This window comes from Azospirillum rugosum (assembly GCF_017876155.1).
Classification (GTDB): Bacteria; Pseudomonadota; Alphaproteobacteria; order Azospirillales; family Azospirillaceae; genus Azospirillum; species Azospirillum rugosum.
On sequence record NZ_JAGINP010000019.1, the window covers coordinates 53,236 to 80,235 of the forward strand.

Consider the following 27,000-nt stretch of genomic DNA (forward strand, 5'->3'; position numbering starts at 1 on the left):
TACGCAAGCCAACTGTGATTTGGTCATCTCGAACGCGCATAGCCTGATCTATGCCGAGATGACAGATGTCGACATTATCGCGTTGTTGAACGAAGCCTTCGGCCTGGGGCTGGAGGGGGCATCCTTGAACGTCATTTCGGCGGGCTTCTTCACGTTTTCGTCCAGCGACGGCGGCTCGGCGCAAGACACCCTGCAAAGCGTCTTTCCCCAGGCACCCGTGCCCACCTCCATCGCGATGATCACCACGCCGATGGCCGACACCACGGCCCTCTGGATGACGGTGGCGTTGACCGACACCGACGCCAACGACGGCTTGTTTTCAAGCATCGTCGATATCGGTGTTTCCAATGATACCCAAATATCGCTTTCCGCAACCTTCGCCCAAGGAACCAACGCAAGCGACGCCGTTCGACAGGCGACCTACACCATCGCCCTGGATGGCACGGTCACCGTGTTCGATACTTTTTCTTTTCAGGACATCGTCGTCAGCTACAGCCTCGGCAATTCAAAGCAGCTGGCGGTCAGCGGCACGCTTTCCGTGACCTTGTTCGGCAGCAGCTTCGATTTCACCGGTGACATTGTATCAAACGGCGCCACGCAGGTTGTGACCGCCGACATCGCGGCGGCGGCGGACATCGACCTGACCTCTCTGTTCGGCGGGAACTTTCCCCACATTTCGTTTAGCGATATCGCCTTCAACGCATACTGCCCCTATGGGAACAACACGAACGCCGCCCAGTTCATGGTGCGGGGCAATTGTCAATTTGGCGACCTGCAGTTCACCGGGCTTTTGTACATGCAAGGCACGACGCCGGTGTTGGGCAGCGTCGTCTTCACCCAATCCACGTCCATCAGCACCCTGTTCGACCAGTGCATACCCGGTGCCTCCTGGCCCAGCGATCTGATCGACCTCACCCTGCTGGCCGGCTGCCAAGTCTATTACAACGACACCAACGGCCCCTTGACCCTGACGCTGTCCAACGACGGAACCGCGCCGACTCTGTTGCCGGTCTCCTCCGGTGCGAACAGCGGTTCGGGGACCGGCACGGCCAATCAAGGCACGGCCAGCCAAGTCCCCGGCAGCCCGACGACGGTCACCTACGCCACCGGTTTCAACCTCGCCGCCTCGTTCGTCCTGACGCTGCTGGACGACATCAGCATTGATGGCACCGTCGTCGTCAACGGCACTGGCGTCACCGCGTCCATCGACATCGCCGAGCCGATCGACATCTATGTCCTGTCGATCACCCAGCAGGGCAACCCCAGCGCCGGCCCCGTGCTGTCCTTCCAGACCAGCGGCTCCACCGGATCGATGAGCTTCAACGGCGCGCTGCTGTTCTTCCAGGAGTCCTTCGGCGTCAACGCGACCGTCACCGCCACCAGGGACACCAATCAGAAGCTGCTGATCACGACCACGCTGACCCCGGCCCAGGACTATGCGCCGCTGTTGAGCACGAACGACTCGCTGACCTTCAGCTACAGCGCCGACCAGGGTTTCCAAATTCAAAACTGGCCTTCGGTGTCGACGGTCGAAGACATCATCGATTTCCTCGATACGCTGAAGAACCTGTCGAGTGCCAAGAGCAGCCTATGCGGCGCCCTTGCCGATTTCGTCTGCTCCGACCTGCTGGGGCAGAGTTGGGATCTGTCGCTCAGCTTCAGTTCCACGGCCGCCGACGGGCTGAGCCTCAACCTCACCATCACCTACGAACTTACATTCTCCGGCACGTCCTTCGCCACGGTCACGCTGCCGGACGCGATGGTGATTTCCATCCCCACCAGCGTCAGCCTGGATCCGAGCAGTTCGAGCTATCTGTGGACGGTGATCGTCGAAGCCATGCAGGCGGCGGCGGAATCCTTCGTCCAGGCGCTGTTGAACAATCCGCAGGCGATCGCCCAGTTCCTGGTGCTGTTCGGCGGCAAGCAGGCCACGCAGTACGCCGCCACGCTGGCGTGCCAAGGGCTGATCGATGGGGCGACCGATGCCGCGGTCGCCGCGGGTGCCGACGCCGCGGGCGCGGCCCTCGGCACCGCCGCCGTTGGCGTCGCGGCGGTTGGAGCCGCCGTTCTCGGAGTCCTTTCCGGCCTGGGTGGCGGTGGCAGTGGCGGTGGCAGCAGCGGCGGCGGCAACAGCAGCGGCGGCAACAGCGGCAGTGGAGGGAACTCCGCGCCCCCGGCGCCGACCAATCTGGTCGCGACGGCCTCCGGGGCGACGGTCACGGCCACCTGGTGGCTCAGCAGCGGCGCCCAGAGCTACACGGCGACCATCTCCGACCAGGCCGGAAATCCGCTGGCCAGCAGCAGCACGCTGAGCCACGACACCACGTCCTATTCGTTCGGCGTCCAGCCGGAGGCGCTTCCCGCCACCTGCACCATCGCCGTCACCGCCAGCAATCCCAACGGGACCAGCCAGCCGGCGACCACCACGGTCACCTATCTGGCCGCCCCGGCGGGGCTGACCAGCCAGGCGGCCACCGCGACCGCCCCCGACGTTGCCATGACGGTCGGCTGGACCGCCGCTGCCAACGCCACCTCCTATGCCGTGACCGCCGCCGGCCCGGCGACGGTCAGCCAAACCAGCGCCACGACCAGCGCCGTGCTGACGTTCGGCCCCGACGATCCGGCCGGCAGCTACTCCGTGACCGTCACCGCCACCGGCGGTGCCCAAACCGTTCAAAGTCCCGCGTCCAACGCGCTGACCCTGACCCGCCTTGCGGCGCCGACCGGGCTGACCAGCCAGGCGGCGAACGCCGGCGCGCCCAACACCGGGGTTCAGATCGGCTGGGCCGCGGTCACGGACGCCACGTCCTATGCGATCACCGCCTCGGGCCCGGCGATCATCAGCCAGACCAGCACGACCACCAGCGCCGTGCTCGCGTTCGGCCCGAGCGATCCGGCCGGCAACTACTCCGTGACCGTCAGCGCCACCGGAGGCGACCAGACCATTCCCAGCGCGCCCTCCACCGCGCTGACCCTGACCCGCCTCGCCGCTCCCGGCGGGCTGGCCGCCAGCGCGACCGCCACCGCGATCACGGCGACCTGGAACACCGTCACCGGCGCCGGTTCCTACGCCCTCTCCTGGACGAGCCCCGACGGAACAACCGGAAGCGAGACGGTCGCCGCGGCGGCCGGCGCGACCCAGACCGGCAGCATCACGCTGCCGGCTCCGGTCACCGGCGGCACATGGACGATCAGCGTCCAGGCCCTGCCCGCGAGCGGTCAAAGCCAGACCATCGCCGGTCCGTCGAGCGCGGCGGTGAGCGTCGCGGTCACTTCGTCGACCATAAGCATCCAGAACAGCACCAGCGTTCCCGTCATCGCGAATGGAACCCAGATTGCGGCGGGTGGAAGCCTGACCGTCGACTATGCCGGCACCGGCGTGTCCATCGCGGTCCTTGGCGTCGGCTTGATCCAAGTGGTCGAGGCGGGGTCCGAGAATCCGGGGCCGAACAGCTCGGCCGTCAAGATCGTCAGCGGCAACTACTACAGCTATTGGGGCTATGATGGGACGGTGACGATGTCGCTCACCATCAACGCCGCCCAGGGGCAAACCACCTTCTCGGTGGCGAACGGGCCGTCGCAGGTGGCCGTCCAGCGGTCCAGCCCCGACAATGTGTTCCCGATCCCGTCCCTGCGCGGCGACGTCGTTCGCGATGGCGTCAACCTCTTCACCGCCGACGTGAACCGCACATTCCCGCTGGTGACGATGGAGGACGGACGGCTGAGCCTTGCGGTCTCGGCGTTCTACAACAGCCGCAGCATGGTCCTGTCGGTGCCGGCACAGGACAACAGCCTGGCCGGAAGCGGCTGGAAGCTGCTGGATTACCCGAAAATCGCCCGGGAAGGCGCGCTCTATTATTTCCTGGATGGAAACGCCAGCCATCTGCTGAGCCCTGCGCCGGGCGGTTCCGGATACGTCACCGGTGGCCAGTATCACGCCTGGCAGTTCGCCTATGAGGGCAGCACCGACGCGTGGACGGCGACCGACGACCAGGGAATCCAATACCAGCTGAACAACACGGGCACGCTGGCGACCGGGCGCGCGGTCTGGAACCTGTCGTCGGTGACGGACTCCTTGTGGCCGGTCTCGACCATCACCGTCACCTATTCGGGCCAGACGATCACCGCCATTTCCAACTCGCTCGGCAAGGTCGCCACCTTCAATTACGACGCGCAAGGCCGGCTCGCCAGCGTCGTCTCCGCCGTGAAAGCGTCCGGCGGTGCGGCGACGTCCTTCGCGCAGGTGGTGCTCACCTACTCGGCCGGGACGACGCCAACCCTCCTGCAGTCCATCCAGGAACAGAACATCCTCGCCAATGGCATCGCGGTGCCGGTGGATGCGGGATATGCATTCACCTACGATCCGTCCAACGACCCGACCTATCCCTTCTCGTTGTCCTCGGTCCAGACGCCGCAAGGGGCGGTCGTGACCTACACCTACGATTCGACCATCGGCCACCTGGATGGCGTGGCGCCGTTCAACAACCTGAGGCAGGTCATCAGCGTCACCCATCAGAACCAGGACGGAACCACGACCACCAAGGGCTTCTTCTACAGCTTCACCGACTATTGCTGCGATCCGACCCAGACCTACCTTCACTACAACTCCGCGAAGGAGTACCCGGGGGGCATCTACGCGCCGTCGTCGTCACCGGCCGTGTTGAACGATTGCGGCCACACCAGCTATCTTTTCTTCGTAGGCTCGTCCAACACCACGCTGGTCAACTACACCGGCGACTCCAGCATCATCGGGGACGACTCGCTCGTCGGCAAGACGTACTGGGTCGGCACCTTCGACACCCCGGTGACGCAGACGCTGTCGCTCCAAAGCAACCCCGTCACCGTGGGCCCCTGGCCCGGCACCCTGATTCCGATCACGCTTCCCTCCGGAGGGTTGGCGTGCGGCGCCACCTGCACGGCCGCACCGGCCGGCGGGTCCAGCGCGGCCATCGCCCTGGGCATCGAAAACAATGGCAAGCAGCTTCAGTCGGTCTACCAACCGGTGAATGGCCAGTCCGCGACCGGCTCGCAGACGCTCGCCCTTCAGCTCCACGCCCTCGGCACCGTGACGCACGTTCGCGTCTGGACCACGCAGGGAACCTGCTCGGTGTCGAATGTCAGCGTGACCTATGTGGTGCCGCCGGCGTCTCCGGCCGTGGCGGCGGTGACGAGCGCGATGCAGAACCAGCAGGTCCTCCTGACCGCCAACGTCGACAACGTGCCGGCCGGCACAGGGACGACCCTCACCTTCCCCAGCCCCTACACCAACGTGTGGCGCGTGACGGTGAATTACTTCGGCGGCGGCACGGCCGGCGGCACGCTGACGGCGACCTGCTTCGATGAAAACGGCAATCAGATCGACACCTACTCCTACCCGAGCGCGGCGGGAACGGCGTTAAGCCTTTGGCTCGGCCTCAATCCGATGGCCACCGTGGCCAAGGTCGTCCTGACCTCCACCGGCACCGTCGGCATCACCACGGCCTACTTGCAGTACCAGCTGACCGGGCAGCCCGTGACCGACGACGCGCTGTGTGCCCTGCTGTCGTCGACCTCGTCGACCTACCAGATCGGCCGCCCCGGCCCCGCGTCCTTCGCCAAGCTGACGGTGGACGGCACGTCGCTGGACGGGGTCCAGCAAAGCACCAGCTACACCTACGGCGACGACAACACGCTGCCCTATCCGAAGACCATCACGCGGGTGGTCGCCAATCCGGGCCAGGGCGGCACCGGAAGCGCCACCACCACGGTCCAGACGCAGCTCACCTACGCCTGCGAGGCCTATCCGGCCCTGGTCGGGAACAACGTTCTGGATCGTGTGGCGCAGACCGTCGACTATTCCCTGTCCGCCGCCGGGACTCCGACCGCCCTGTCCGGCAGCGTCACGCAGTGGCAGCAGTGGGGAACCTCCTGGGATGAGTGGCGGCAATTCCGCCTGCAGGCCCAGACCGTCAGCAACGGCTTCGCCGCAAGCCCGGACGCCAGCTGGCTGCAGGTTGCGCTGGTCGAGCAGCGCAACAGCCGTGGCAAGCCCCTGGCGACCGTTGCCGCGGACGGGACGGTCACGAGCAGCATTTACGACGCGATTTACGGCGACGCGGAGGTCGCGACCTTCTTCAACGCGGACGCGACGGCGGGCGAAGCCGGCTGGATCGGCTTCGAAGCCTATGAGAGCACGGCGTCCTGGTCCCTGACCAACGGCGCGGTGGCCGGCAATCAGGCCTTCACCGGTTCCGCCAGCTACGGGGGAACCAACGCCACGGTCGCGCCCACGACGTTCGCGCCCAGGGCGGGCGTGTCCTACGTGGTGGCCGCCTATGTGTGGCTGCCGTCCGGCGCGACCTGCACCATCGGCTTCGCCGGCGCCAACGGTGCCTGGGCCGTCCAGGAGACGGTCGCGCAGAACCCGAACGCCCCCGGCTGGGTGTACGTGCAGGAGATCATGGCCTCGCCCACGGCGCAGCAGCTGCCCACGGTCACGGTGACGTCCGGCTACATCGACCATGTCGTCTTCGCCCCCGTCGACGGCGACTACAAGGCGACGGTGTGGGACCCGTCGATGCGGAGGGTCATCGCCACGGTCGGGCCCAACGGCGGCATCGCACGCGTGGATTTTGGCGCCAACGGCGCCACTCTCGCCGCCGCGTCGCCCGGAAAGAGCCTTTCCCTGATCGACCAGTCCTTCTCCTCCGTCCTCGGCCAGACGTGGATGGCCGGGCAGGCCGTCTACAGCAGCACCATGCCGAACCAGGAATTGGCCGTCCGCACACCCGATGACGGCGTCTGGGACAGCTTCAATTCGCTGCTCGGGCCGGTCTTCTCGCCGGCCGTCCTCAGCAACCTGACGATGACCGGCAACCATCTGCTGAGCGCCGCCGCGGCGGTGTCGTCGAACAACCCCGGCACGGCCCTGGCTCCGCAATCGCCGACCTCGACCGATTTCGTCGTCTGCACCGAGGTCGTCCCCGGCCAGACCGGCGCGGCTTCCGGCCAAAGCATCGGACTGACCGTGCGGAGGAGCGGGACCACAAACGACCTGCTGCTCGCCGTCGGCAACGGCGCGATATCGCTGACGGACCTTGCCACCGGGATCGTCCTGCAGAGCACGCCGTTGCAGCAGACGCCGCCGGCCATGGTCCTGACCCTGGTCGTCCGGCAGGGCGTCACGCTGTATGCCTACGCCAACGGCGCCTTCCTCTTCTCGCAGGTCAGCGGAGCGCCCGTGGGCGGACCGGTCGGGCTGCGCACGACCTGGCCCGGTTCGGCCTTCCACGGGTTCGGACTCGTCTCGACGCCCGAGCTGTCCAACGCCGTCAAGGACGGCAACGGCACCACGACGCAGTTCCTGGCCTCGATCGACGCGGGGCACTGCAGCGTCACGCAGGTGCTCCGCGGCGGCGACCTGATGACCTACGCCGGAAGGACGCTGGCAACCACGGTCCAGCAGCCGACCCTGGCCCCGATCCCCGACTTCGCCACCTTCGACCCCGCCGACGGCACGGTGACCGGCAGCGTGACCAGCGCCTGGCCAAGCGCCTACAGCGCGTCGCCCTTCGCCGACTCGATCCAGCGCTACGACGATCCGACCCAGCGCATCATGAGCCGGGGCAAGGGGGGAATCTACGCCGCCGGCAGCCAAGGTTCGGTCGGCTACAGCTACGGCGAGAACGCCGACGGCAACTTCGGCTTCGCCAACGATGAGCTGAACACCACCACCCTGACCGGTCCGACCGGCGCCCGGATCGTCACCTACCGCAACCGCGACGGCGTGCTGTTCGGGACGGCGTACAACGACCCCGGCACCGGCACCACCCTGTTGACCGGATACGAACACGACGACGCGCTGCGCAGGACGGCGACCTACTATCCGGCGGCCTACGCCACCCCGACCAGCGTCAACAAGCAGAGCTACAATCGGCTGTTTACGTACGATTTCCTCGGCAACCTGACGCAGGTCAGCGACTCCGACGCGGGAACCACGAACTTCGCGTACGACCAGGCGGGTCGGCAACGGCTGAGCCAGGACGCCGCGGGCCTCGCCGCCAATTCCCCCTACTGCGTCTACACCCGGTATGACGGCGTCGGCCGCGTGATCGAGACCGGCACGTGGAGCGGCGAGATCTCGCAGGTGACGCAGGCCCAGCTCGACGACCCGACCTGGCCGCAACAGGGCAACAGCTGGTATAGCCGCTGCACGTGGGACACGCCCAACGCCGGCGAGGCGAACAGCATCGGCCGCCTGACGGCCGTGGCGACGCCCAGCTTCACCCAGCAGTACAGCTACAACGTCCGGGGCTTGCCGATCCTGATCGGCAGCAGCGGCTCGTTCATGCAGGCGCAGCTGTCGATCGGCTACGACGGCATCGGGCGCATGACCAGCCTCAACGATACGGCCAGCGGTTACGATGTGGTCTACGGCTATGACGAGCAGGGCCGGATGGTCTCGGTCGGCACGTCCACCAACGCCACGGCCTACGCGACCTACACTTACGGCAACGGGACCGTCACCGAGACGCTGATGAATGGCGTCGCCACCCGCGTGTACACCACCAACGCCTTGGGAGACCTGCAGCAGATCACCGATCCATACTTCTCCGAAACGCTCTACTTCGACACCCGGAAGAACGGGCAGCCGGGATACAGCAACGGGCAGATCGCCGGAGCCTCCTACGCGTTCACCTGGACGAACGCGCCCGCAGCCTACGACGAGGACTACACCTACGACGGCTTCGGCCGCCTCACGGTGGCCGCCAATTCCGTCAACCCGACCGGCAGCATCGGCACGGCCACCAGCCCGGTCACCTACGACGGCAACGGCAACATCCTGTCGATGAACCGCGGTGGCACGGCCGCCAGCTTCACCTACCAGCAGAACTGCAACCGGCTGCAGAGCTGCGGCGCCGATCAGGCCTTCACGTACGATGCCAACGGCAGCGTCACGGCCTCGCAGACGCTCGGCATCACCGCGATCACCTATTGCCCGGTCTCGAAGCGGCCGCTCTCGGCGACCGCGACGGAAACCGTGCAGTTCACCTATGACGGCCAGGGCCGGCGGGTTCTGCGGTCGGCGCCCGGCCAGTCGATCGCCTACCTCCGCGATCCTATGGGACGTGTGCTGAGCGAGAAGATCGTAACGCCGCAGGGGACCAGCCAAATCTCCTACATCCATGGCCTCCATGGCCGGATCGCCATGGTCTGCGCGGACGGCACCACATACACCATCCTGACGGACCATAACCGATCGGCCCGCGCGGTCGTCGACGGAAACAAGCAGGTGGTCGCCTGGTACAATTACGATCCTTACGGCACGCTGATATCCTCCATCAGCAATCCGGGAACGGTCGGCCTCCGCTATCTTTTCTGTGGTCAGGAGTGGGACGCGGACATCAGCCTCTACGAGTTCTCTTCCCAATTCTACGATCCCAGCATTTGCCGGTTCTATTCGGTCGACCCGCTTCATCAGTTTGCGAGTCCCTACATCTACTCGAACAATCCAATCTCATTCGCCGATCTGACTGGCGCCGATCCGGCCGGCTCCGATCCGACCGGCGCCGATCCGGCCGGGGAACGGTTCGGGCTCGACGACCTGATCGACACCACCGGCGGCGCTGTCGTCGGCGAGGGTCTGGAGTTGGCACGCGAGGTGACCGCCGACGAGGAACTGTCCTGGAAGCAGACCGCCATGGGCGCTGAGCGTCCTCCAGGAGAATGGACAGCGGGTCATGACAGCACGGTGTCGGCGATCCGCTTCAAGGGGATGCCGGTCCTGTAAAGCTCGGGCACGGCGGTGCGGGTGGAACCCGGCGCCACCACGAGAAGCCCGGCTCCGTTTCCGGGGCCGGGCTTCTTGGGCTGGTGAATGTGGGTGAATCTAAAGCGGATCGCGATCCGCTTTGGACCGCGACCGCGGGCCCGGCCGACCCTGTCGGGTGTCCAGGGTGACCGTGTAGCCCGCTTCGGCGTCCTGCCGGAAATCGACCGTGATGATGATGGTCTGCATCGCTTTTACGAAGGCGTCAGTTTGCCGTAGACCGAGGCGAATCCCCGCACCGCGGAATCGATGCCAAACCCCCACAGAACCGCCGTGACGTAATCCTGCACCGAACCAAAGGTCTTTCCAACATACAGTTCGAGCACCCCGGTGAGCGCGGCCAGCACGATGGCCACGATGGTGATGGCGGCCTCCGACGCGATGAGCGAGCGCCGGAATTTTTCCTGAAGAGTCTGGTTGAGGTTCGGCGCGATCGCGACCTGGGTGGTCACGGTTTCCATCGTGCCGGACGCGGAGGCGAAGGTCGCGGACACGCCATACACGCCAGGCCTCAGGTACCGGCGTTTCGCCGACGCTCCCTTGCTGCCGGACAAAGGCGGCAGTCCGTCGCCGAAGCGCCACGTCACCACGACGCTATCGGGCAGGTCGGCGTCCCCGTCCTTCAATTGGAAGGTCACCTCGTCATTCGCCTGCGCCTTCTGTTCCTGGCCCGGAAACCTGACCGCGATGCGCAGTCCCGAAGCCGTCACGGTGTTCGACCGGGTCGCACGCGCGTCGGCACCGGCCGCCGTCTGCATCTCCGCCTTGAAGGCGGTGATACGCTCGCCCAGCCTTGCCAAGTCGCGTCCGGCCTGATCGATCAAGCCGACGTAGAGATTCTGCTCGATCGAGGCCAGCAGCGCCTGCATCTGTGCGACGGTCTCGTCCCCCGCCGATCCGAGGCCATGCTTGTCCTTGACCGAGGCAATCTCTCCAGACAGCTTTGCATATTGGTCCACGCATTCCGCATGGCGGCGCATCATGTTGCCCTGAAGGGTGTTCAGGTCGCCGCTGGCCTTGCTGATCTGCGCGTCCGCCGCCTTCGTGTTGCCGAGGCCGTTTTCGCTCTCGGCGTCCGACAGGGTGTTCTGCACCTGCTGGAGGGCCGCAACGTTGCTCGGTTCGAGAAGTCCCGGCGCCAGCGCCGCGGCTTGGTCGCGAAGACGCGCGATCCGATAGGCGTTGCGGTCCGACGGCTGTCGACTGCTGCGCATCCACCGCAGGCCACCGGCCACCAGGACGCTCAGCGCGATGACGAAGAGCGGCGCAAACGCGCCGTCGGAGACCACGACGGAAACCGGAACGGTCAGCAACGGCTTTCCCTCTTGCATGAAGAGCAAGCTGCTCTTCATGGTGCCGGCCCGCTCGAACTTGTCGAACGTGAGGACGATGGGCTCCGCCTTGCCGGCTGGGACCGTGACGGAACGCGGTTCGGGGGTGATGGACCCGGCGACGACCTCCTTGCCGTCGAACAGAGCCGGCGTGGACACGACCGAGACCGATGTCAGAGCGTTGCGTCCCCCGGTTTCCATCAGGCTGACGTCGACCTTGAGCGGTTCCGCCGCCCGCCACGGAACGGTCCGGTAAAGCCGGAACGTCTGGTCGGCCACCAGCGACGTTTGCGCGACCGGCGCGGCTTGGGTGATGGTCAGCGTGACCGTCTCTGCCACGGTGAGGTTTGGTTTGCCATCGGCGTCGACGGCGGTCAGGCGGACAAAGGCCTTGTATTCCCCGGCACGGGAAAAGGACTCCGGCTTCACGGTGAGCGAGAAGACGGCCATCCCGTTGTCCACCGGCCTCATCTCCGGGGAAACGGTCACGGTCTGCAAAGGAAGGTCACCGCCGCCGGGGCCGGTGACGCCGGTCACCGTCGCGGCGACTCGGCCGATGGTGGGGGCGGGTGCGACGCGGAGTGTGTATCCGGAATCGCTTGGCGGCGGGTAGATCAGCGCTGTGCCGCTGGCCACCGGAAAATGCGTCTGCGCCCGGACCGTTGCCGGTGCGATGAGCAGCGCCATGAGTGCAAACCAGATTGAGCCGTGAAGGAATCGCTTCCCGGAAAGTTTCATGATCCGTTCCCCGGATTCGAGTGTCATGCGGAGCGCCTGCGACCATTTCGGCGGCTGTGGCCCGGCGGCTGCCCACAGGGACGCGTGCCGTCTCTTGTGGATGCCCAAGACACCGCCCCAAGACACCGCCCCAAGACACCGCCGCCTGCCGGGAAGCGCGTTCGGCATGGACTACCGCCTTGCGGATGACGAAGCGGGTCTCGCCGTCCCCGCCGAGTGTGATGGGTGGCCCCGCCCAGCATCCTTTCCGGGCGCAGAGTGGCGGGCCGTATCCAGTTGCTGATCGGGACGGAGCATTGACGCGCACGGTCGCGTGGGCAGGGTGTAAACGATAACCCGTGCAACCGAGGAATCGCAACGGCCGCTGTTAATTCCCGTAATAATACATACTATGAGGTGGGATTGGAGCAGATGTTAGACGCATGCCTCGGCCCGCCCGACGACGGGGAGGTTCGGAGCCCGTGACCGCACTGGGTTGCGGGCTTCCGAGACCGGCGGCATTCGGCAGGGGTTGCGGCATGGGCGACGGCCCGCCACCATTCCCATGCCGATGCCGCCGGCGCCTGTCCTGCGTTGCGGATGCGCCTCGGCAGCGTCCGATCCGGGCCGGTCAGTCCGGGTTGGGCAGGGCCGGCACACCGAGGGCGGTCAGTTCCCGGTTGATCCAATCCCGGAACCGATCCGGCCGCACGTAGGTGCCGCCGTCGCCGCAGCTGACGGTCGCCTCCTGCGTCGCCCGGCTGGTAAGGCCAAGTACGGCGAGCCCTGCATCGGTTCGGACATAGGCCGGCCCGCCGCTGTCGCCGTTGCAGGAATCGCGGCCCAGCGACTTCCGTCCGGCGACGAACTCGTAATCGGCGTGGAAGCCCAGGGTCCTTTCGAGTGCGGTCAGGTCCTGCTCGTCGGACGTCTTCAGCGCCACGATGGGAGCGGTTACCCAGCGCTTGATCCCGAATCCCCTCGGAGCTTCCGGATCGTTGTAGCCGAAACCGACCACCTCGACCTTGGTGGCTTGGGCGATCTGCGACGGCCGGGCCAGAGGCACTGGCGCGACGTGCGTCGAACCCTCGAGGACCAGGATGTTGATGTCGTTCTCGTTCCAGGGGTGGGCTCGGTAGCGCGGGTGGACGATCACGTGACGCACCGGCACGATCCGACCGTCCACGCCGCCCACAACCTTGTTCCCGCCGACCATGACGCGCCGGATCTCGCGTCCGCAATGCGCCGCCGTGAGGACGACGTTCGGCGCGACCACCACCCCGGTGCAGAACCAATCCGTCGGATCGCCGATGCAGCAGCAAGATGGGTAGCCACCCGGCATCACCGCGTCGCCGCCGACGACACGCTTGATCTCCGCGGGCGTCGTTGGAACCAGCCATTTGCGCCCGATATCCGCCTGGATGATCATCGCCTCCGCAGCGGTGCGGATGCTGTCCTTCATCGCCTCCGGTGCCAGGGCGACGATCCGGTTCACGCGCTCCGCGATGCTGGGGACCGCCGCAGTACCGGCGCCCGTACCAGTGCCCATACCGGCGCCCATACCGACGTCGCTGCCGGCCTCCTCGGCCTCGGACGAGGGCGTTCCGCCGATGGACCGTGCCCGGCCGCCGGGAGCGGGCTTTTGCTGGTTCGCGACGATGTCCGTGAGCTGGGCGAGGTCGCGGCTGAGGGCGGCGATGGCCGCCTTGGCATCGAAGGACGGGTCGCCCGCCGCGCAACCGCAGCCGGCGGCGGGACGGATTCCCCCGGCAAGCCGTGCCTCGCTTCCCTCAGACCGGGCCGAGCGGGTCGCCCGCATGCCACGCGCCCGGCGAGCGGCGCGGGAATAGACGATATCCGACGGCCCATGGATTTCGGGCCAGGCGGGCTCCCGTCCGGCGGCGCGCAGGCGCTCCCGCTCCTGCGACCATTCCAGTTCGTCGACGGCCTTCAGATCGCCGAAATCGAGTCCGGTCCACCGCTCGATGGCGCCGATGGTGACCTGATGGACCTTCAGATCCAGCAGGCGCTTTCCCTCCTTGTCGTTCCACATCTCCGTCTGGCGCATGGCGAACGCCACCGCGGACAGGTCGTCGCCGCCGGCGGTGCCGTCGCGCAGGACGATCAATTTCCAGAAAGCGGCGGGAATTTGCGCCTGACCGGCCATCCGGAACCCCGCCCGCAGACCCGGCGGAAGATCGGACAGCACCGGGTCATCGCTGCGCAGCACGGGTCCCGTGAAGACGCACAGCCGGTAGGAGAAGTCGGTGGCGTCCTGCAGGACCCAGTCCTCCAGCGTCACCCACTCGTCCTGATTGAAGTTTTCGTGCTGCGGCGCCGCGTTCGTGTAGAAGAACGTCGCTTTGTTGGCGAGCTTCGCCTCCCCGACGGTTCCCCACAGCACGTCCTGCCGCCGCACGAGGTGCCCACGGTCGATCTTGTTGTTGGCGTAGACCTCCGGCCCGAGCTGGAACTCGCCGACCCGCTCGTCCATCTTCCAGGGCAGGCCGCCGGGCACGCGGACGGTGCGGGCGGCATCGACGTTGTGGGCGGTGTAAATGGCGACCCGCCGCCCGGCGTGCATGACCAGCGAGAAATGGGTGTAGTCCAGGACCACGCCCTGGCCGTAGGCCGAGGTTCGCAGACCGTCGCCCAGCGAGGGCAGCGGAACGACGAAACCGTCGCCGAGGAACTGGGGGTCGTACGGAATGATCAGGTCTGGTCTTGCCATCGGGGATCTCGCTTCCAAGTCCAGGTTGAGGCGTCGTCCTTGTTCCAGCAGCTTGGCGGACAGGCTCGCCGCCGCGCGTTCGACCGTGGCGGGGGGCAGGCCGATCCGTTCGGCCAGCCGCTCCGTCGTCCAAAGGCCGGGATCGGTGGCGGGACCCGCCGCGCGGCTTGCGTCGATGATCCTCTGGAACCGCTCGTCGCCCGCCACGGGGTGGACCGCCTGAACGAGCAGGGCCTCCTCGTTCTCGACCTCCGGGGCGAGCGGGGCCGCCGCCTCGTCAGCGCCGTCCGGACCACCGTCCTCCGCCTCCTCCCTCTGCGAGCGGAACCAGTCGCGGATCGCCCGGTGATGGATGGCGGCGTCGATGATCGCGCAGTCCCGCTGCACACCGCCGAGGCCATTGTCGGCGGAATCGGCGCCGCGAGTGGGCGCGGAGGCGATCCCCTCCGGGCCGTGGCGGCGCACCCCGAAGTCCACCGGCGGTTCGAAGCGTGTCTCGAAAGCCGACGCCCCGTACGGGGACACCGACGGCGGCACCGGACCGGGCGTCCACGCCCCGCCGAGGGTCGATTCGAACGACTCCTCCGGGCCCTGGGTCCACGACACCCAGGGGCCGTTGCGGATCAGGCGCCCGGCGATGCGGTCGGTCAGCGACCCCCGCGGGATCAGCCACGGGATCGTTCCGGCGGCCTGGAGCATGACCGCCCAGCTCGCCTGAAGCATTGGCGGAAAGGTGAAGCGCCATTGGGGGACGATGGGCTCGCCCCGCAGGAGCTGCAGCCGCAGCGCCTCGACGTCCGGGTGCCGGAATCCGTGCCCCGGCCCCAGGCCGCCAGCCGGTCCGCTTTCGACGAGGGCCGTGAGGTTGGCGACCACCTCGTCGAGCAACGCGACCTCGTCCTCATCCGTTCCGGCCAGCAGCCAAGCTCCGTACAGGCCGAGCATCGGGTTTTCGAATTTGGCGCTGCAGGCGTTCCGGATCATGGTGTTGAAGGCCTTGCCGCGCAGGACGCGCTTGCGGGCGAGCGACTGGAGGGCGTTGGTCTCCAGCCGAAGCGTGTACGCGTCGAGCACCCTGTTGTCCGCCGGATTGGACATCCGGATCCGGGCCGCGGCGATGTTGGCGCGCCAGTTCTCCCGGCTGTACTGCGCAAGCGGCATGCGCACGTCGGTGCGCCAGCCCGGACAGACGACCAGCGGCATCTCCACCCCGTTCCGGCGCACGCCCGTCTTCACGCGCAGGCGCCAGCAGCCGGGCCGAACCGGGAAGGAGCGTTCCGACCACTCCGCGGTGTCTTCGCTGTCCGCCGGATCGGCGGCCTGTCCGGACTCATCGACCAGGGTGACGCCGGCGAACGGGTCCGCCAGCGGTTCCGACGGCGGTTTCCCGGCATTGTCGGCCCGACACAGGGAAAGGACCACCTCCGACGTGGCCGGATCCGGCGTCGTGCCTGCCCGCATCGCCGACCGGCCGGCAGCAGCCCGTACAAGCGGCGGCACCGGGAACGGGGAGGTGCGGGGCGGCTCCTCGACCCGACGGGCCTCGCCGGCCCGCAGCACCACGTCCTGATGTTGCCACGACGGGCCGTCGCGGAACCCGACCTCATAGACGCCCTGGGGGAGTTGCACCTGGACCTCTCCGGCGTTGGCCGGCAGGGAGACCTTCCGGAAATCGGCGTCCAGGACCTGGATTTCGGTCATCGCGGTGGTGGCGACGACGTGGAGGCGCGCCGTGTCGGCCGGCGGTTCAGAGGCTGACATCGGCTCCCTCCATCAGCAGCTTGACCGTCGCCGACCGCGTCGGCGAGCCGTCGCCGGCCAGCCCCTCGAACACATAGCCCGCCGGCCGGAGCTTCACCGTGAACCGGTTCTCCCCCACGGTCTCGACGGCCGGATTCAGGTTCGCCAGACCCTTGCCATTCAGCACCCGGAAGCCGACGGTGGGGGGCGTCAGGCTGACGCGGACCTCGACCGGGCGGCCCACCCCGAACACGATGGGCCCGAAGCTGTCGTCGTAGTTGATCTCCGGCCGCTGGTTGTTTTCGGGCGGCAGCAGGTCCTGCACCGCCCGCCGGATGAAGCTCTTCAGCGAATCCGCGGTGATCTGCCCATCCTCGTCGGTGGCCGTGGTCAGCCCCTTCAGCAGGGTGTGGGTGAACACGCCCTGCCAGAGCGGCGGCTCCTTAGGGTCGAGCGGATGGGGCAGTTCCCGTTCCGCGGTCTGCGCCCCCCACCGGGCCGCGAACCCGTAAAGGCCGTTGGCTTGAGGCCCGGCCGTGGGATCCCCGGGCGGAAGGTTGGTGTCCGCCTTGACCGCCCCGGCGACCTCGCGGCAGCAGTCCATGAACAGGACCACCTCGCGGAACAGGGGCGCCTTGCGCAGGACCTCGTAGGTCAGGCGTCCGGGCAGGGCGCGGAGCATCAGCGGGATCGAGTTCGCCATCAGCAGAGCGCAGTCCTCGTAGGACGGCTGCTGCGGCGTGACGCCGTGCCCGGAGAAATACAGGTAAAGCCGGCGGCCGACGGGCTTGCCGATGTAGGCGATGTCGTTTTTCTTCATGTAGAACTTGACCAGTTCGTCCTCGATCTCGTCCCGGATGGGCTTGAGATTGCCGACCGCAGCGGCGGGATCCGAGCAGATGAGCCTGGCGTGATCGGGGTTGAGCCCGCCCCCGAGCGGGTCGATCAGCCACGCGTGGAACAGGGTGGCGTCGTTGACCGCTCCCTGCAGCGCCGGAAAGTCCGGGTGGTAGCGGTTGATCCCGACCACGATGGCGTGATCATCCGGCTGCGCGACTGGCATGGCCCCCCTCCAACCATGTGTGGCCGGTTGATAAGCGGGAAATCGTCCACTTACTCCGGCGTTGTGTTCGATCCCGCGCAGCACCGGCACGGTCCGCCCCGGATTTTCCCTTGTCGCGCGCACGACGGATCGGCGCGGATCGGCGGCGAATGGCTGGAACGTGCCAAAACGCGTCGGCAGGTTTCACATGCGAATTTTCGGCAATATGCAAACAGGCAACTGCACGCGACCTGGGCGTTGCGCGCTCAAGCCGTGAAGATAAAGCGCAAGTTTTTATCTTCCGACAAGCTACAAAGCAGAGGATGAAGAGTCAAGAGCCTGAAAGTCTGTCCATTGACATGCGATTTTCGCTTGCACACTCGTGTATGATTGCTTGGTCGCGCCGCACTTCTGCGGATATTATTATCACGCCATTGAATATATACTTTTGGATATGCACATTGATCGCCTCCCCAACATTTCGAGGCGGTCTTTGCAGTCTCAGGATTGGCCGGTAGCTTTGGCGAGCACCGACGAGAAGCTCGGCGCCCCGGTCGGGCCGGATTCGGCATCCCCGTCCGCGGACTCCGGTGCTGCGGCTGTTTCAGCCGGGTCGTGCCGAAGCCGCTCCCGCGTCAAGCGTCGCCCGCCGTTCGGCGCGCCGGACGGTTCGGCCCCGCCCCTGGCCGAGCGTCCCTGGCGTGGACGGCGCGCAACGAACTCGGGCGGAGGATCGTCCGGGTCGGCTGCCAGCGTCGCGGGGTCCTCGCTCGGCTGCTTGTAGCGGGTGGACAGCCGGTGGGCCGCGAAGGCCGCTTCCTTCTGGAACAGGGCCGCGTCCCGGTGGGCCGCCAACTCGGCGAGCCGGTCCGCCACCGCGCGGACATAGGCGTTGTCCGCCGCGACCGCCCGCAGGCCGGCGACGGTCCGCTCCGCGGCGGGCCAGTCGCCGGCGCGGACGGCGGCTCTGGCGCCGGTCTGGAGGCGTGCGGCCTCCAGTTCACGGATCCGTTCCGCGACCTCGCCGTCCTCCGCAAGCCCGGGGAGATCGGCAGCGGAAACGCGCGGCACGGACAGGCGGACGCTGGCCAGCTGGGCGGAGCCGCCGGGATCGGTCCATGAGACCTCCACGACCATCGCGAAGGCCTCCCCCTCCGGGCCGGCGGGAACCTCGACCTCCAGCAGGGCCCACACCTCCGCGCCGGCGACGAGATCCGGCAGCACCGCCCGCCCAAGGCCGTCCACGGGATAGGCGTTGCGCGTCGTCCAAGGGGCGCCGCTCACGGAGAGGCGCACCGACCGGCCCGCCGTGGCGCGCAGGATGCCGAACTCGGCCTCGAAGTTCGCCTCCAGGTCCGCGGCGCTCTCCCCGTAGTAGGCGTTGCCGCCGCCCGCCTGCGCCATGCCGATGGCGAGATCCTCGTTGAACTCCGGCCCCAGCCCGTAGAAGGAGGTCGAGACTCCCGCCGAAGCAAGCTGCGCAGCCTGCCGGCAGAGCGTCGCGACGTCGGTCAGCCCTTGGTTCTGCCGGCCGTCGCTCAGCAGGATGACCCGCGCCAGGACCCGGCCGCCACCGCCGGCGGCCTGATCCGCCCCAGCGAGCCAGCCGGCGTGCAGCGCCGTCGTGCCTCCGGACTGGAAGGGGGCAAGGCAGCCGGCCAGCGTGGAGCGCAGCCCCTGCACCGGCTGCATCGGCGCGACCACCTCCACCCGGTGGTCGTAGAGGACGACCGCCGCTTCGTCATCGTCCTCCATGGCGGCCACCGCGCGGACGACGCAGGCCTTGGCCGCCTCCAGCGGAAAGCCGTGCATCGAGCCGGACCGGTCGATCACGAAGGCGATCCGCTTGGGCGTGCCGCCGGACGGCGGCCCGGCCCGGCCGCCCGGCGTCTCGATCCTGACCAGGATGGGCAACGCACCGGTTTCCTCCGCTGCCGCAGCGGGGCGGTGCGGCACGACGCTCACACGCGGAAGTTCGCCGCCGGATCCGGTCATCGCCCGTCACTTTCCGAAAGGCATCAGGCTCCGAGCGTCGCCCGCCTACCGTCCTGGAGGGCAGCAGGCCCCGGCCCGAATGGCAGCGCGGCACGCTCGCCGCCACCGCCGCCCGTCTTGCGGGACGATGGTAGCACCGATGGTGCGGGCGCGACAGCGACCTGTCGCCCGCCGTTCGACGGCGCGCTCCCACTATTCGACGTGAACACTCGTTCGTGGAAAAACTCACCCTCCGTGCGCTCGGTATCCAGTGATCGGGGGAAAGCGGAGGGGGCTTTCACCAAAAAAGCCACCGGATCGGACAGCGCACCGGGGCAGGGTCGACGGCCGGGGCACGATGCCCTGACGACCCTGCCCCGGTTCCAGACCGCGCGGATGGCCTTGCCCACTTATCGTCGCGTACCCTGCCCCAGCTTGGCCAAGCACGCGATCTCGCACCGATCGACGGCAATGTCCTTCAGAGTCCGGTCATCGATCTCGTGGAGCGAGGCCATCGCCCGGCGCATCCGGTGCCCTTCCCCGATGCGGACGAGAAGGGTGTCTGCAATGCCGCGCCAAGCGGCAAATCCATGTGTGGCGCGGTCAGCGCGCAACACCGCATGGATGGACGTGGACGACATGGTTGTCTCCTGTTCTGGAATGGCGCCGACCCGGCTGGCCGGCCGATCACGGCCCGTGCCGGCAGACGTAATAGTCGTTCTGCAGGTCATGCGGCAGTTGGTGCACTGTGACGTCCGTGAAGCCGCGCTCGCGCAGCATCGCGATGGCCGTTTCCCGCCCCCACATCGCCCCGAAGCCGGCACCGTCCTGGGCCAGCGACACGGTCATGCAATGCATGCAGGACACGGTGTAGAGAAGCGGCCCGATGGGGTGGTCGATATTGTTGTGGTGGTGGCACGAGGCGTGGATGTCCTGCATCAGGAAGGTGCCGTCGGGCCGCAACGCACGCGCGATGGCGCTCAGCACGGTTCCCGGCTCCTTCTGGTCGTGGATGGCGTCGAAGGCCGTGATCAGGTCGTAGCGCGCCGCCTCGTCCAGATGCGTCAGATCGGCCTGGGCGAAGCGGATGTTGCCCGTTCCGTGCTGGATGGACTCCGCGCGCCCGCGCCCGATGGCGTCCACCGACAGGTCGTAGCCGGTGAAGCGGCTGTTCGGGAACGTCCGGGCCAGCAGGTTCAGCGCCCGCCCGCTGCCGCAGCCGATGTCCAGCACGTCGATGCCGGCCTCCAGCCGTTCCACGATCCCCGGAGCCAGGGGCAGGATCCGGTCGGTCAGCGCGCCCAGCACGGTCTGCCCGCTGTCCTCGGCCATCACCTCGTGAAAGCGGGTGAAGGCCTCGTACGGCACGCCGCCGCCCTTGTGGAAGCACTCCACGATGCGATCCTCGACCGAGCCAAGCAGGGGGATGTACTGCGCGTAGACCGCGACGTTGCCCAGCGGGCTGGACCGCGTCAGCGAGGCCGCATGCTCCTCAGGCAGCGTGTAACGGCCGTTGTCGGGGTCGAGCTCGACGAAGCCGCCCGTCACCATGGCGCCCAGCCATTCGCGGACGTAGCGCTCGTTGAGCCCGGCGGCCTGCGCGATCTCCCCGCTGGTGGACGGCGGCAGCGCCGCCATCCGGTCGAACAGGCCGGTGCGGTGCCCGACCGAGGTCATCAGCGCCATGGCGCCGCCGTTCAGCACGCCGATCAGCCGATCCGCGAAGGCATCGGCCCGGCCCTGGTCGAAGCGGGTGGTCGCGGCGGCGGTGCTGATGGCAGTGCTGTCGTGGGAGGTCGCGGCGGTCATCGGTGCGTTCCTTTCCGGGTCTGAAATGCGTCGTGGCCGCACCATGACCCCACGCCCGTCTGCCGCCCGTCATCGGGCGCGTGAAACCTGCGTGAATTCGCACATCCGCCCCGCAAGCCATGGAGCGATTTCGTCTTTTTCCCCCGCCGCGGCGACTTTCACGCCGCTTTCACGCCCCGCATGACGGGCGGCTGACAAGCCGGGGGCTAATGTCGGGGCCGATCGTTCCCGAAAGGACACCCCACCAGGACACCCCACCAGGACACTAGGGAGAAGACACCGTGGCCCGCATTCCACGCCGTTCCGCGCTCTTCGCTGTTGCCGTGCTCGCCACCGCCGTGCTCGCTGTGGCCTGTCCGGCTGGCGCACAGGACCATTCGACGCACCGCCCGCTGAAAACGGAAGTGAAGCCCTTTACCGAGATGGGAACCGGGGCGACCGGCCCGCTGGACGCGTCGGCGGACCTGCTCGACGGTCTCGGGACGCTCAGCTGGCCCGTCACGACCACCAGCCCGCAGGCCCAGGCCCTGTTCGACCAGGGGCTCCGCCTGTCCTACGCCTTCAATCACGGGGAGGCGCGGCGCGCCTTCCGCAAGGCTCAGAGCCTCGATCCAGCCTGCGCCCTGTGCTACTGGGGCGAGGCGCTGGTGCTCGGCCCCAACATCAACTGGCCGATGGAGCCGGACGCCAACGCGCCGGCCCTGGCGGCGCTGCGGCAGGCCCAGGCCCATGCCGCCCACGCCACCGACCAGGAGCGCGCGCTGATCGACGCGCTCGCCCGCCGCTACGCGGAGGACGCGCCGGCCGACCGCAAGGCGCTCGACGCGGCCTACGCCGACGCGATGGCCGAGGTGGCGCGGCGCTTTCCCGACGATCCGCAGATCGCCGTCCTGACGGCCGAGGCGATGATGAACCTGACGCCCTGGGACTACTGGGCGGACGCCGGCCGCACGCCGAAGGGGCGCACGGCGGACATCGTCGCGACGCTGGAACGGGTGCTGGCCTCCGATCCGGAGCATCCCGGCGCGATCCACTACTACATCCACATGGTCGAAGCGTCCGACCGGCCCGAACGGGCGGAGCCCTACGCCGACCGCCTTGGCCGGCTGATGCCGGCGGCGGGGCATCTCGTGCACATGCCCTCGCACATCTACTACCGCGTCGGCCGGTACCGGGACTCGCTGGAGGCCAACCGCGGCGCGGTGGCCGCGGACGAAGCCTATCTGGCGAAGGTCAAGGCCACCGGCATCTATCCCGGCGCCTACTACCCCCACAACATCCACTTCCTGATGGTGTCGGCGCAGATGGCCGGCGATGGGCCGACCGTGGTCGCCTCCGCCGACAAGCTCGCCCGGACCGTCACCGAGGAGGCGGCGCGGACGATCCCCTGGGTCCAGCCGATCAAGGCCGCGCCCTACTTCGCGCACGCCCAGTACAGCGCGCCGGCGACCATCCTCGCTCTGCCCGATCCGGGCGACGCCCTGCCCTACGTCAAGGCCCTGTGGCACTACGCCCGCGGGGTGGCCCAGGCGGCGCAGGGCAACGCGGCCGAAGCCGGGCGCGAGGCGGAGGCCATCGACACCATCGTCCGCACCACCGACTTCAGCGGCCTGGACGCGGCCGGCCTCCCGGCGGACCGCATCGCCACGCTGTCCCGCCATGTGGTGCTGGCGCGCATTGCGCAATCGCGCAGCGACCGGGAAACGGCGCTTGCGGAGTTCCGCGAGGCCGCGGCGATCGAGGACACGCTGTCCTACATGGAGCCGCCCTACTGGTACTATCCGGTGCGGCAGTCGCTGGGCGCCGTCCTGCTTCAGACCGGGCAGGCGGCGGAGGCGGAGCAGGCCTTCCGCGCCAGCCTGGCGAAGGCCCCGCACAACGGCTGGGCGCTCTATGGCCTGACCGAGGCGCTGAAGGCGCAAGGCCGCACCGCAGACGCCGAGCAGACCGCCGAGCGCCTCGCCCGCGCGTGGGCCGGCGATCGCAGCCAGCTGGATCTCAACAAGCTCTAAAAAAGGCGTTCAGGCGGCCAGCGCGTCCTGCACACGCTGGATCGGGTGGACGAAGCCGACCCGGCGGCACTCCTCCAGCGCGTGCAGGAGGGCGCGACGGGTCGCCTCGTCGCGCAGGCCCGGGCCCCAGCGGGCCAGCGCCCGGCCGCGCGCGGCGAACAGCGTGCACCAGGGCAAGGGCTCGGCCGCCGCATAGTCCTCCAGGGCCTGGGCGTAGCGCTCCGCCAAGGGCCAGTCCCGCAGGTCCAGCGCCGTGTCGATGGCGTCCCGGTAGAATTGCAGATGGTTGTGCCCGACGCTTCCGCAGGCCAGCAACGCCTCCCCCTCGTCCAGCCGCGCACGCCGGACGGCCGGATCGTCGGAGCAGAGGGCCAACTCCGACAGGATCGACGGCCCCATGTAGCCGAGCCCCGTATCACGGGCGACGTCGAGCGCCCGGTGCAGCAGCGCGCAGGCGTCGGAACGGCGGCCGGCGAGGCGTTCCAGCTTCGCCTCGAACGCCAGATGCTCCGCCTCGAAGCGCAGCGCGCCGAGCTGTTGCGTCAGCGACCGGGCGCGGGCGAGATGGTCGCGGCCGGCGGCGGCGTCGCCCAGCTCGAACAGAATCTCATAGGCGACGAGATGCGACAGCATCTCGGCCCGGCGATGGCCGATGTCCCGGGCCGTGCGGGCGCCGGCGCGGGCATCCTCCACCGCGCCGCGCGGGTCGTTGAGGTACAGGCGCGTGATCGCGACCATGTAGAGGTTCGACACTTCGACACGCGGCAGGCCGTGCTCGCGGGCCAGCGCGACGCAGCGCTCGAAATGCTCGCGCGCGGTGACCATGCGGCCGTGGGCGTAATGGGCGTCGCCCAGCCCGCCCAGCGCGGCGATCTCCAGCTCCACCGCCTGGGGATCCGCCGCCCGCGCCTGCCGCGCCCAGTCGAGCGCCGCCCGGTGCTCCCGCAGGCAGCCGTCCAGATCGCCGCGCGGAAAGCAGAGGTTGCCGCGCAGGTGGTGGATCCGCGCCCGTTCGCCGGCCAGCCCGGCGCGCACCGCCATCGCTTCGGCATCGGCCAGCGCCGCCATGGCGCCGTCCAGGTCCTCCGTCACCCGCTTGCCGGCCGCCAGGCCGAGCGAGGCCCGGCAGCGTTCGGCATCGCTGTCCGCAAGGTCCCGCGCGGCCGCGAACGCCTCCACCGCCGCCGCGGCTTCGCCCAGGGAGTCCAGCAGCTCGGCGCGCAGGAAGGCCAGCGCGAAGCGTTCCGCGCGCGTCCCGGCGAGGGCGAGCCCGCGCTCGGCGAGGCCGACCGCACGCTCGAACCGGAAATCGGCGGCGCACAGCTCCGCGGCGTGGGCGTAGGCCGCCACGGCCGCGGGGTCCTCCGCCCGGTCGAGGTGCTCGGCGTGGCGCACCGGGTCGCGGTCGGCGTACCAGGCGGCGGCACGCCGGTGCAGGTCGCGCCGCCGCGAGCGCAGGAGCGACCCGTACACCGCCTCCTGCACCAGGGCGTGGGCGAACAGGAACGCCTCCCCGTCCGGGCGGACCAGCGCCTGGCCGAGAAGCGCGGCCGCGCCGTAGTCCGGCTGGCCGATCAGGTGCCGGACGGCGTCGAGCGTGAACCGCGGCCCCAGGATCGAGGCCGCCTGCAAGGCCTGCCGGTCGAGCGGGGCGAGCGCGTCGGTGCGCGCCAGCACGATTCCGTGGATGGTCCCCGGCACGTCGTCGCCGTCGCCCTGGCTGCGCAGCAGCTGGTCGAGGAACAAGGGATTGCCCTCCGCCCGCTCCACGCAGCGCAGCACGCGCCGCGCCCCCGCGTTGGCGTAGGTGCTGGCGAGCGTCACGGCCTCGTCCCGGCGCAAGGGCGCGAGGTCGAGGGTCAGCACCGGGGCCCCGCCGATGGCGGCGCGCCATTCGGCGCCGAGCGGATCGCCCTGGACGCGGGTGGAGATCACCAGCATGGCGCGGCATTCCGCAACGACCGCCGCCAGCATGGCGAGGTAGGACAGGGTCTGCGCGTCGGCCCAGTGCACGTCCTCCACCACGAGAAGCAGGGGTTGCGCGGCGCTCCGGGCGCGCACCAGCGCGGCGAAGGCGTCGCGCCGGCCGCGGTCGCGCGTGGGGTGGTCCAGCGCCTCGTACACCGCGCGGAGGTCCGGCGGCAGCGGCCGGTCCACGATGGGAGGGAGATGCAAGCGGGCATCCGCCGGCAGCAGCCCGTCCTCGAACAACTGGTCAAGGTCGGCCGGCGGTCCGGCGAGGCTGCGCACCAGGGCCCGCAGCGCGTCCTGCCCGCGGCCGACGCCAACTTCGATCACGAACCCGACGGCGCTGCGGAACCCCGCCTCGCCGGCGATCCGCTGGAATTCGCCGACAAGGCGGCTTTTCCCGATTCCGGGATCGCCGCGCAGGTGGATGGTGGTGCCGACGCCGCTCTCGCGGCACCCGTCGAGCGCCGCCCGGAACTGGCGCAGCTCCGCCTGCCGCCCGACGAAGGGATGACGGGCCGGCCCTGCCCCGCCGTGCAGGCCGCGCAGACGCCAGGCGATGGTTTCCTCCCCGCCCGACGCCGGCTCCACGTCCGCGCGGTCGCCGAGGGCGCCGCGCATCGCGTCGCAGAGCAGTGTTTCCCCGGAGGCGGCGCGCGCCGCCAGACGCGCGGCGTCGTGCATGGCCTTGCCGGTGACCGCCCCGCCGCGTGTACCGTCCACCACGACCAGCCCGCAGGCCACGCCGGCCCGCACGCCCATTCCCGTCGCCGCACGCCCCAATCCCGTCTGGCCCAATTCGGCCTGGATGTCGAGCGCCGCGCGCACCGCCCGCCAGGGATCGTCGCCGAACGCGCGCCGGACGCCGAAGGCGGCCAGCGCCGTTTCGCCGCCATGACGCACCGTCTGTCCGCCATAGTCCCTGGCGATCCGGTCGATGCGCTCGAACAGCGCGGTGGTGAGGGCGTGCGCGTCCTCCGGATCGAGCGCGGCGCCAGCCTCCTCCACACCGGCCAGACCGACGCACAGGATGGCCGCGTAGCGCAATTCGGGCTCGGCGACGGGGGCGGCGGGGGGCGGCTCCGGCAGGACGGCGGGGATGTCCGGCTCCTCGTTCCCGGACGGGGCCATGTCGGACCGGGGCTCGCCCACCGCAGGCGGCGCCGTCGAGGTGGAGCCGTCGTGGGCACGCCGGCGGTCACGAACCTCGCGGAACAGGCGCTCGGTCCCCGGTTCGGGCGAAACACCCAGCTCGCGCTCCAGCAGGCTGCGGCAGGTCTGATACTGCTTCAGCGCCGCGGCGTAGCGCCCTTGCCGGGCATAGAGCTGCATCAGCGCCTGATGGGCCGGCTCCTGCAAGGGGTCGAGCGCCAGGATGCGCAACGCCGTGCGGACGCCGATTTCCGTCGTGCCGGCGTCCAACGCGGCATCGAGCCGTCGGGTCATCGTGGAGAGCGCCAGTTCGCGCAGGCGCTGCCGTTCGGCCATCAGCCAGTCGTCGAAGGTCGGGGCGCGCAACGGAACGCCGTCGAAGAGGTCTCCCCGATACAGATCCAGGGCGCGATCCTGCGCGTCCACCGAACCGGTGGCCATCGCCTCGGCCACCGCCCGCTCGAACGCGGCAACGTCGGTTTCGACGCAACCGGAGGCCAGCGCCAGCGTGTCCCCTTCGGCCAGCAACAGCGGCGGGCCATCCCCCGCGGGCAGCCTGCGCAGGGCCGCGATCACCTGGCGCAAGCTGCTGCGGGCCTGAATGCCCGGGCTGTCCTCCCAAAACAGAGCGGCAAGCTTGTCGCGGGATTGGCTGTGGTCGGGCCGCAGGGCGAGATGCACCAGCAGGGCCATCGCCTTTCTGGTGGTGAGCATGA

At 68.8% G+C, this 27,000-nt stretch carries 9 protein-coding genes; 2 read left to right on the forward strand and 7 right to left on the reverse strand.

Going from position 1 to position 27,000, the window contains the following annotated elements; genetic code table 11:
• Window positions 1-124: 124 nt before the first annotated feature.
• Window positions 125-9,769, forward strand: a complete 9,645-nt coding sequence (locus J2851_RS23770; RefSeq protein WP_209769365.1) for an RHS repeat-associated core domain-containing protein — start codon at window positions 125-127, stop codon at window positions 9,767-9,769.
• Window positions 9,770-10,002: 233 nt separating this feature from the next.
• Here J2851_RS23770 and J2851_RS23775 read toward each other — a convergent pair whose 3' ends face one another.
• From J2851_RS23775 to J2851_RS23800, 6 genes are all read right to left on the reverse strand, one after another.
• Window positions 10,003-11,904, reverse strand: a complete 1,902-nt coding sequence (locus tag J2851_RS23775) for a PKD domain-containing protein (RefSeq protein WP_209769366.1) — start codon at window positions 11,902-11,904, stop codon at window positions 10,003-10,005.
• A 583-nt stretch (window positions 11,905-12,487) separates the two neighbouring features.
• Window positions 12,488-16,348 carry a DNA/RNA non-specific endonuclease gene (locus tag J2851_RS23780; RefSeq protein WP_209769367.1) on the reverse strand — a complete coding sequence of 1,287 codons (3,861 nt, stop codon included), beginning with the start codon at window positions 16,346-16,348 and terminating at the stop codon, window positions 12,488-12,490.
• A complete protein-coding gene (locus J2851_RS23785) occupies window positions 16,335-17,390 on the reverse strand; it encodes a caspase family protein (RefSeq protein WP_209769368.1) in 1,056 nt (351 codons plus the stop codon). Before J2851_RS23785 ends, J2851_RS23780 begins: the two co-directional genes overlap by 14 nt.
• Before the next feature lie 480 nt (window positions 17,391-17,870).
• Complete coding sequence (locus tag J2851_RS23790) at window positions 17,871-19,364, reverse strand: VWA domain-containing protein (protein WP_209769370.1); 1,494 nt, start codon at window positions 19,362-19,364, stop codon at window positions 17,871-17,873.
• A gap of 389 nt (window positions 19,365-19,753) precedes the next feature.
• On the reverse strand, window positions 19,754-19,984 hold the full coding sequence (locus J2851_RS23795; RefSeq protein WP_209769372.1) for a DUF1127 domain-containing protein: 231 nt from the start codon (window positions 19,982-19,984) through the stop codon (window positions 19,754-19,756).
• Window positions 19,985-20,030: 46 nt separating this feature from the next.
• A complete protein-coding gene (locus tag J2851_RS23800; protein ID WP_209769374.1) occupies window positions 20,031-21,152 on the reverse strand; it encodes a class I SAM-dependent methyltransferase in 1,122 nt (373 codons plus the stop codon).
• A gap of 281 nt (window positions 21,153-21,433) precedes the next feature.
• Between J2851_RS23800 and J2851_RS36605 the strand changes: the two genes are divergently transcribed.
• Window positions 21,434-23,164 (forward strand): tetratricopeptide repeat protein, encoded by a 1,731-nt coding sequence (locus J2851_RS36605; RefSeq protein ID WP_209769375.1) that lies wholly within the window; start codon window positions 21,434-21,436, stop codon window positions 23,162-23,164.
• A gap of 9 nt (window positions 23,165-23,173) precedes the next feature.
• Here the strand turns inward: J2851_RS36605 and J2851_RS23810 are convergent, their stop codons facing one another.
• Window positions 23,174-26,998, reverse strand: a complete 3,825-nt coding sequence (locus J2851_RS23810; protein ID WP_209769377.1) for an ATP-binding protein — start codon at window positions 26,996-26,998, stop codon at window positions 23,174-23,176.
• Between the last annotated feature and the right edge of the window lie 2 nt (window positions 26,999-27,000).

Bases quoted from the DNA above. Each gene is read 5' to 3' on its own strand.
- J2851_RS23775 (WP_209769366.1), bottom strand. From the start codon at position 11,904: ATGACACTCGAATCCGGGGAACGGATCATGAAACTTTCCGGGAAGCGA.
- J2851_RS23780 (WP_209769367.1), bottom strand. From the start codon at position 16,348: ATGTCAGCCTCTGAACCGCCGGCCGACACGGCGCGCCTCCACGTCGTC.
- J2851_RS23785 (WP_209769368.1), bottom strand. From the start codon at position 17,390: ATGCCAGTCGCGCAGCCGGATGATCACGCCATCGTGGTCGGGATCAAC.
- J2851_RS23790 (WP_209769370.1), bottom strand. From the start codon at position 19,364: ATGACCGGATCCGGCGGCGAACTTCCGCGTGTGAGCGTCGTGCCGCAC.
- J2851_RS23795 (WP_209769372.1), bottom strand. From the start codon at position 19,984: ATGTCGTCCACGTCCATCCATGCGGTGTTGCGCGCTGACCGCGCCACA.
- J2851_RS23800 (WP_209769374.1), bottom strand. From the start codon at position 21,152: ATGACCGCCGCGACCTCCCACGACAGCACTGCCATCAGCACCGCCGCC.
- J2851_RS23810 (WP_209769377.1), bottom strand. From the start codon at position 26,998: ATGCTCACCACCAGAAAGGCGATGGCCCTGCTGGTGCATCTCGCCCTG.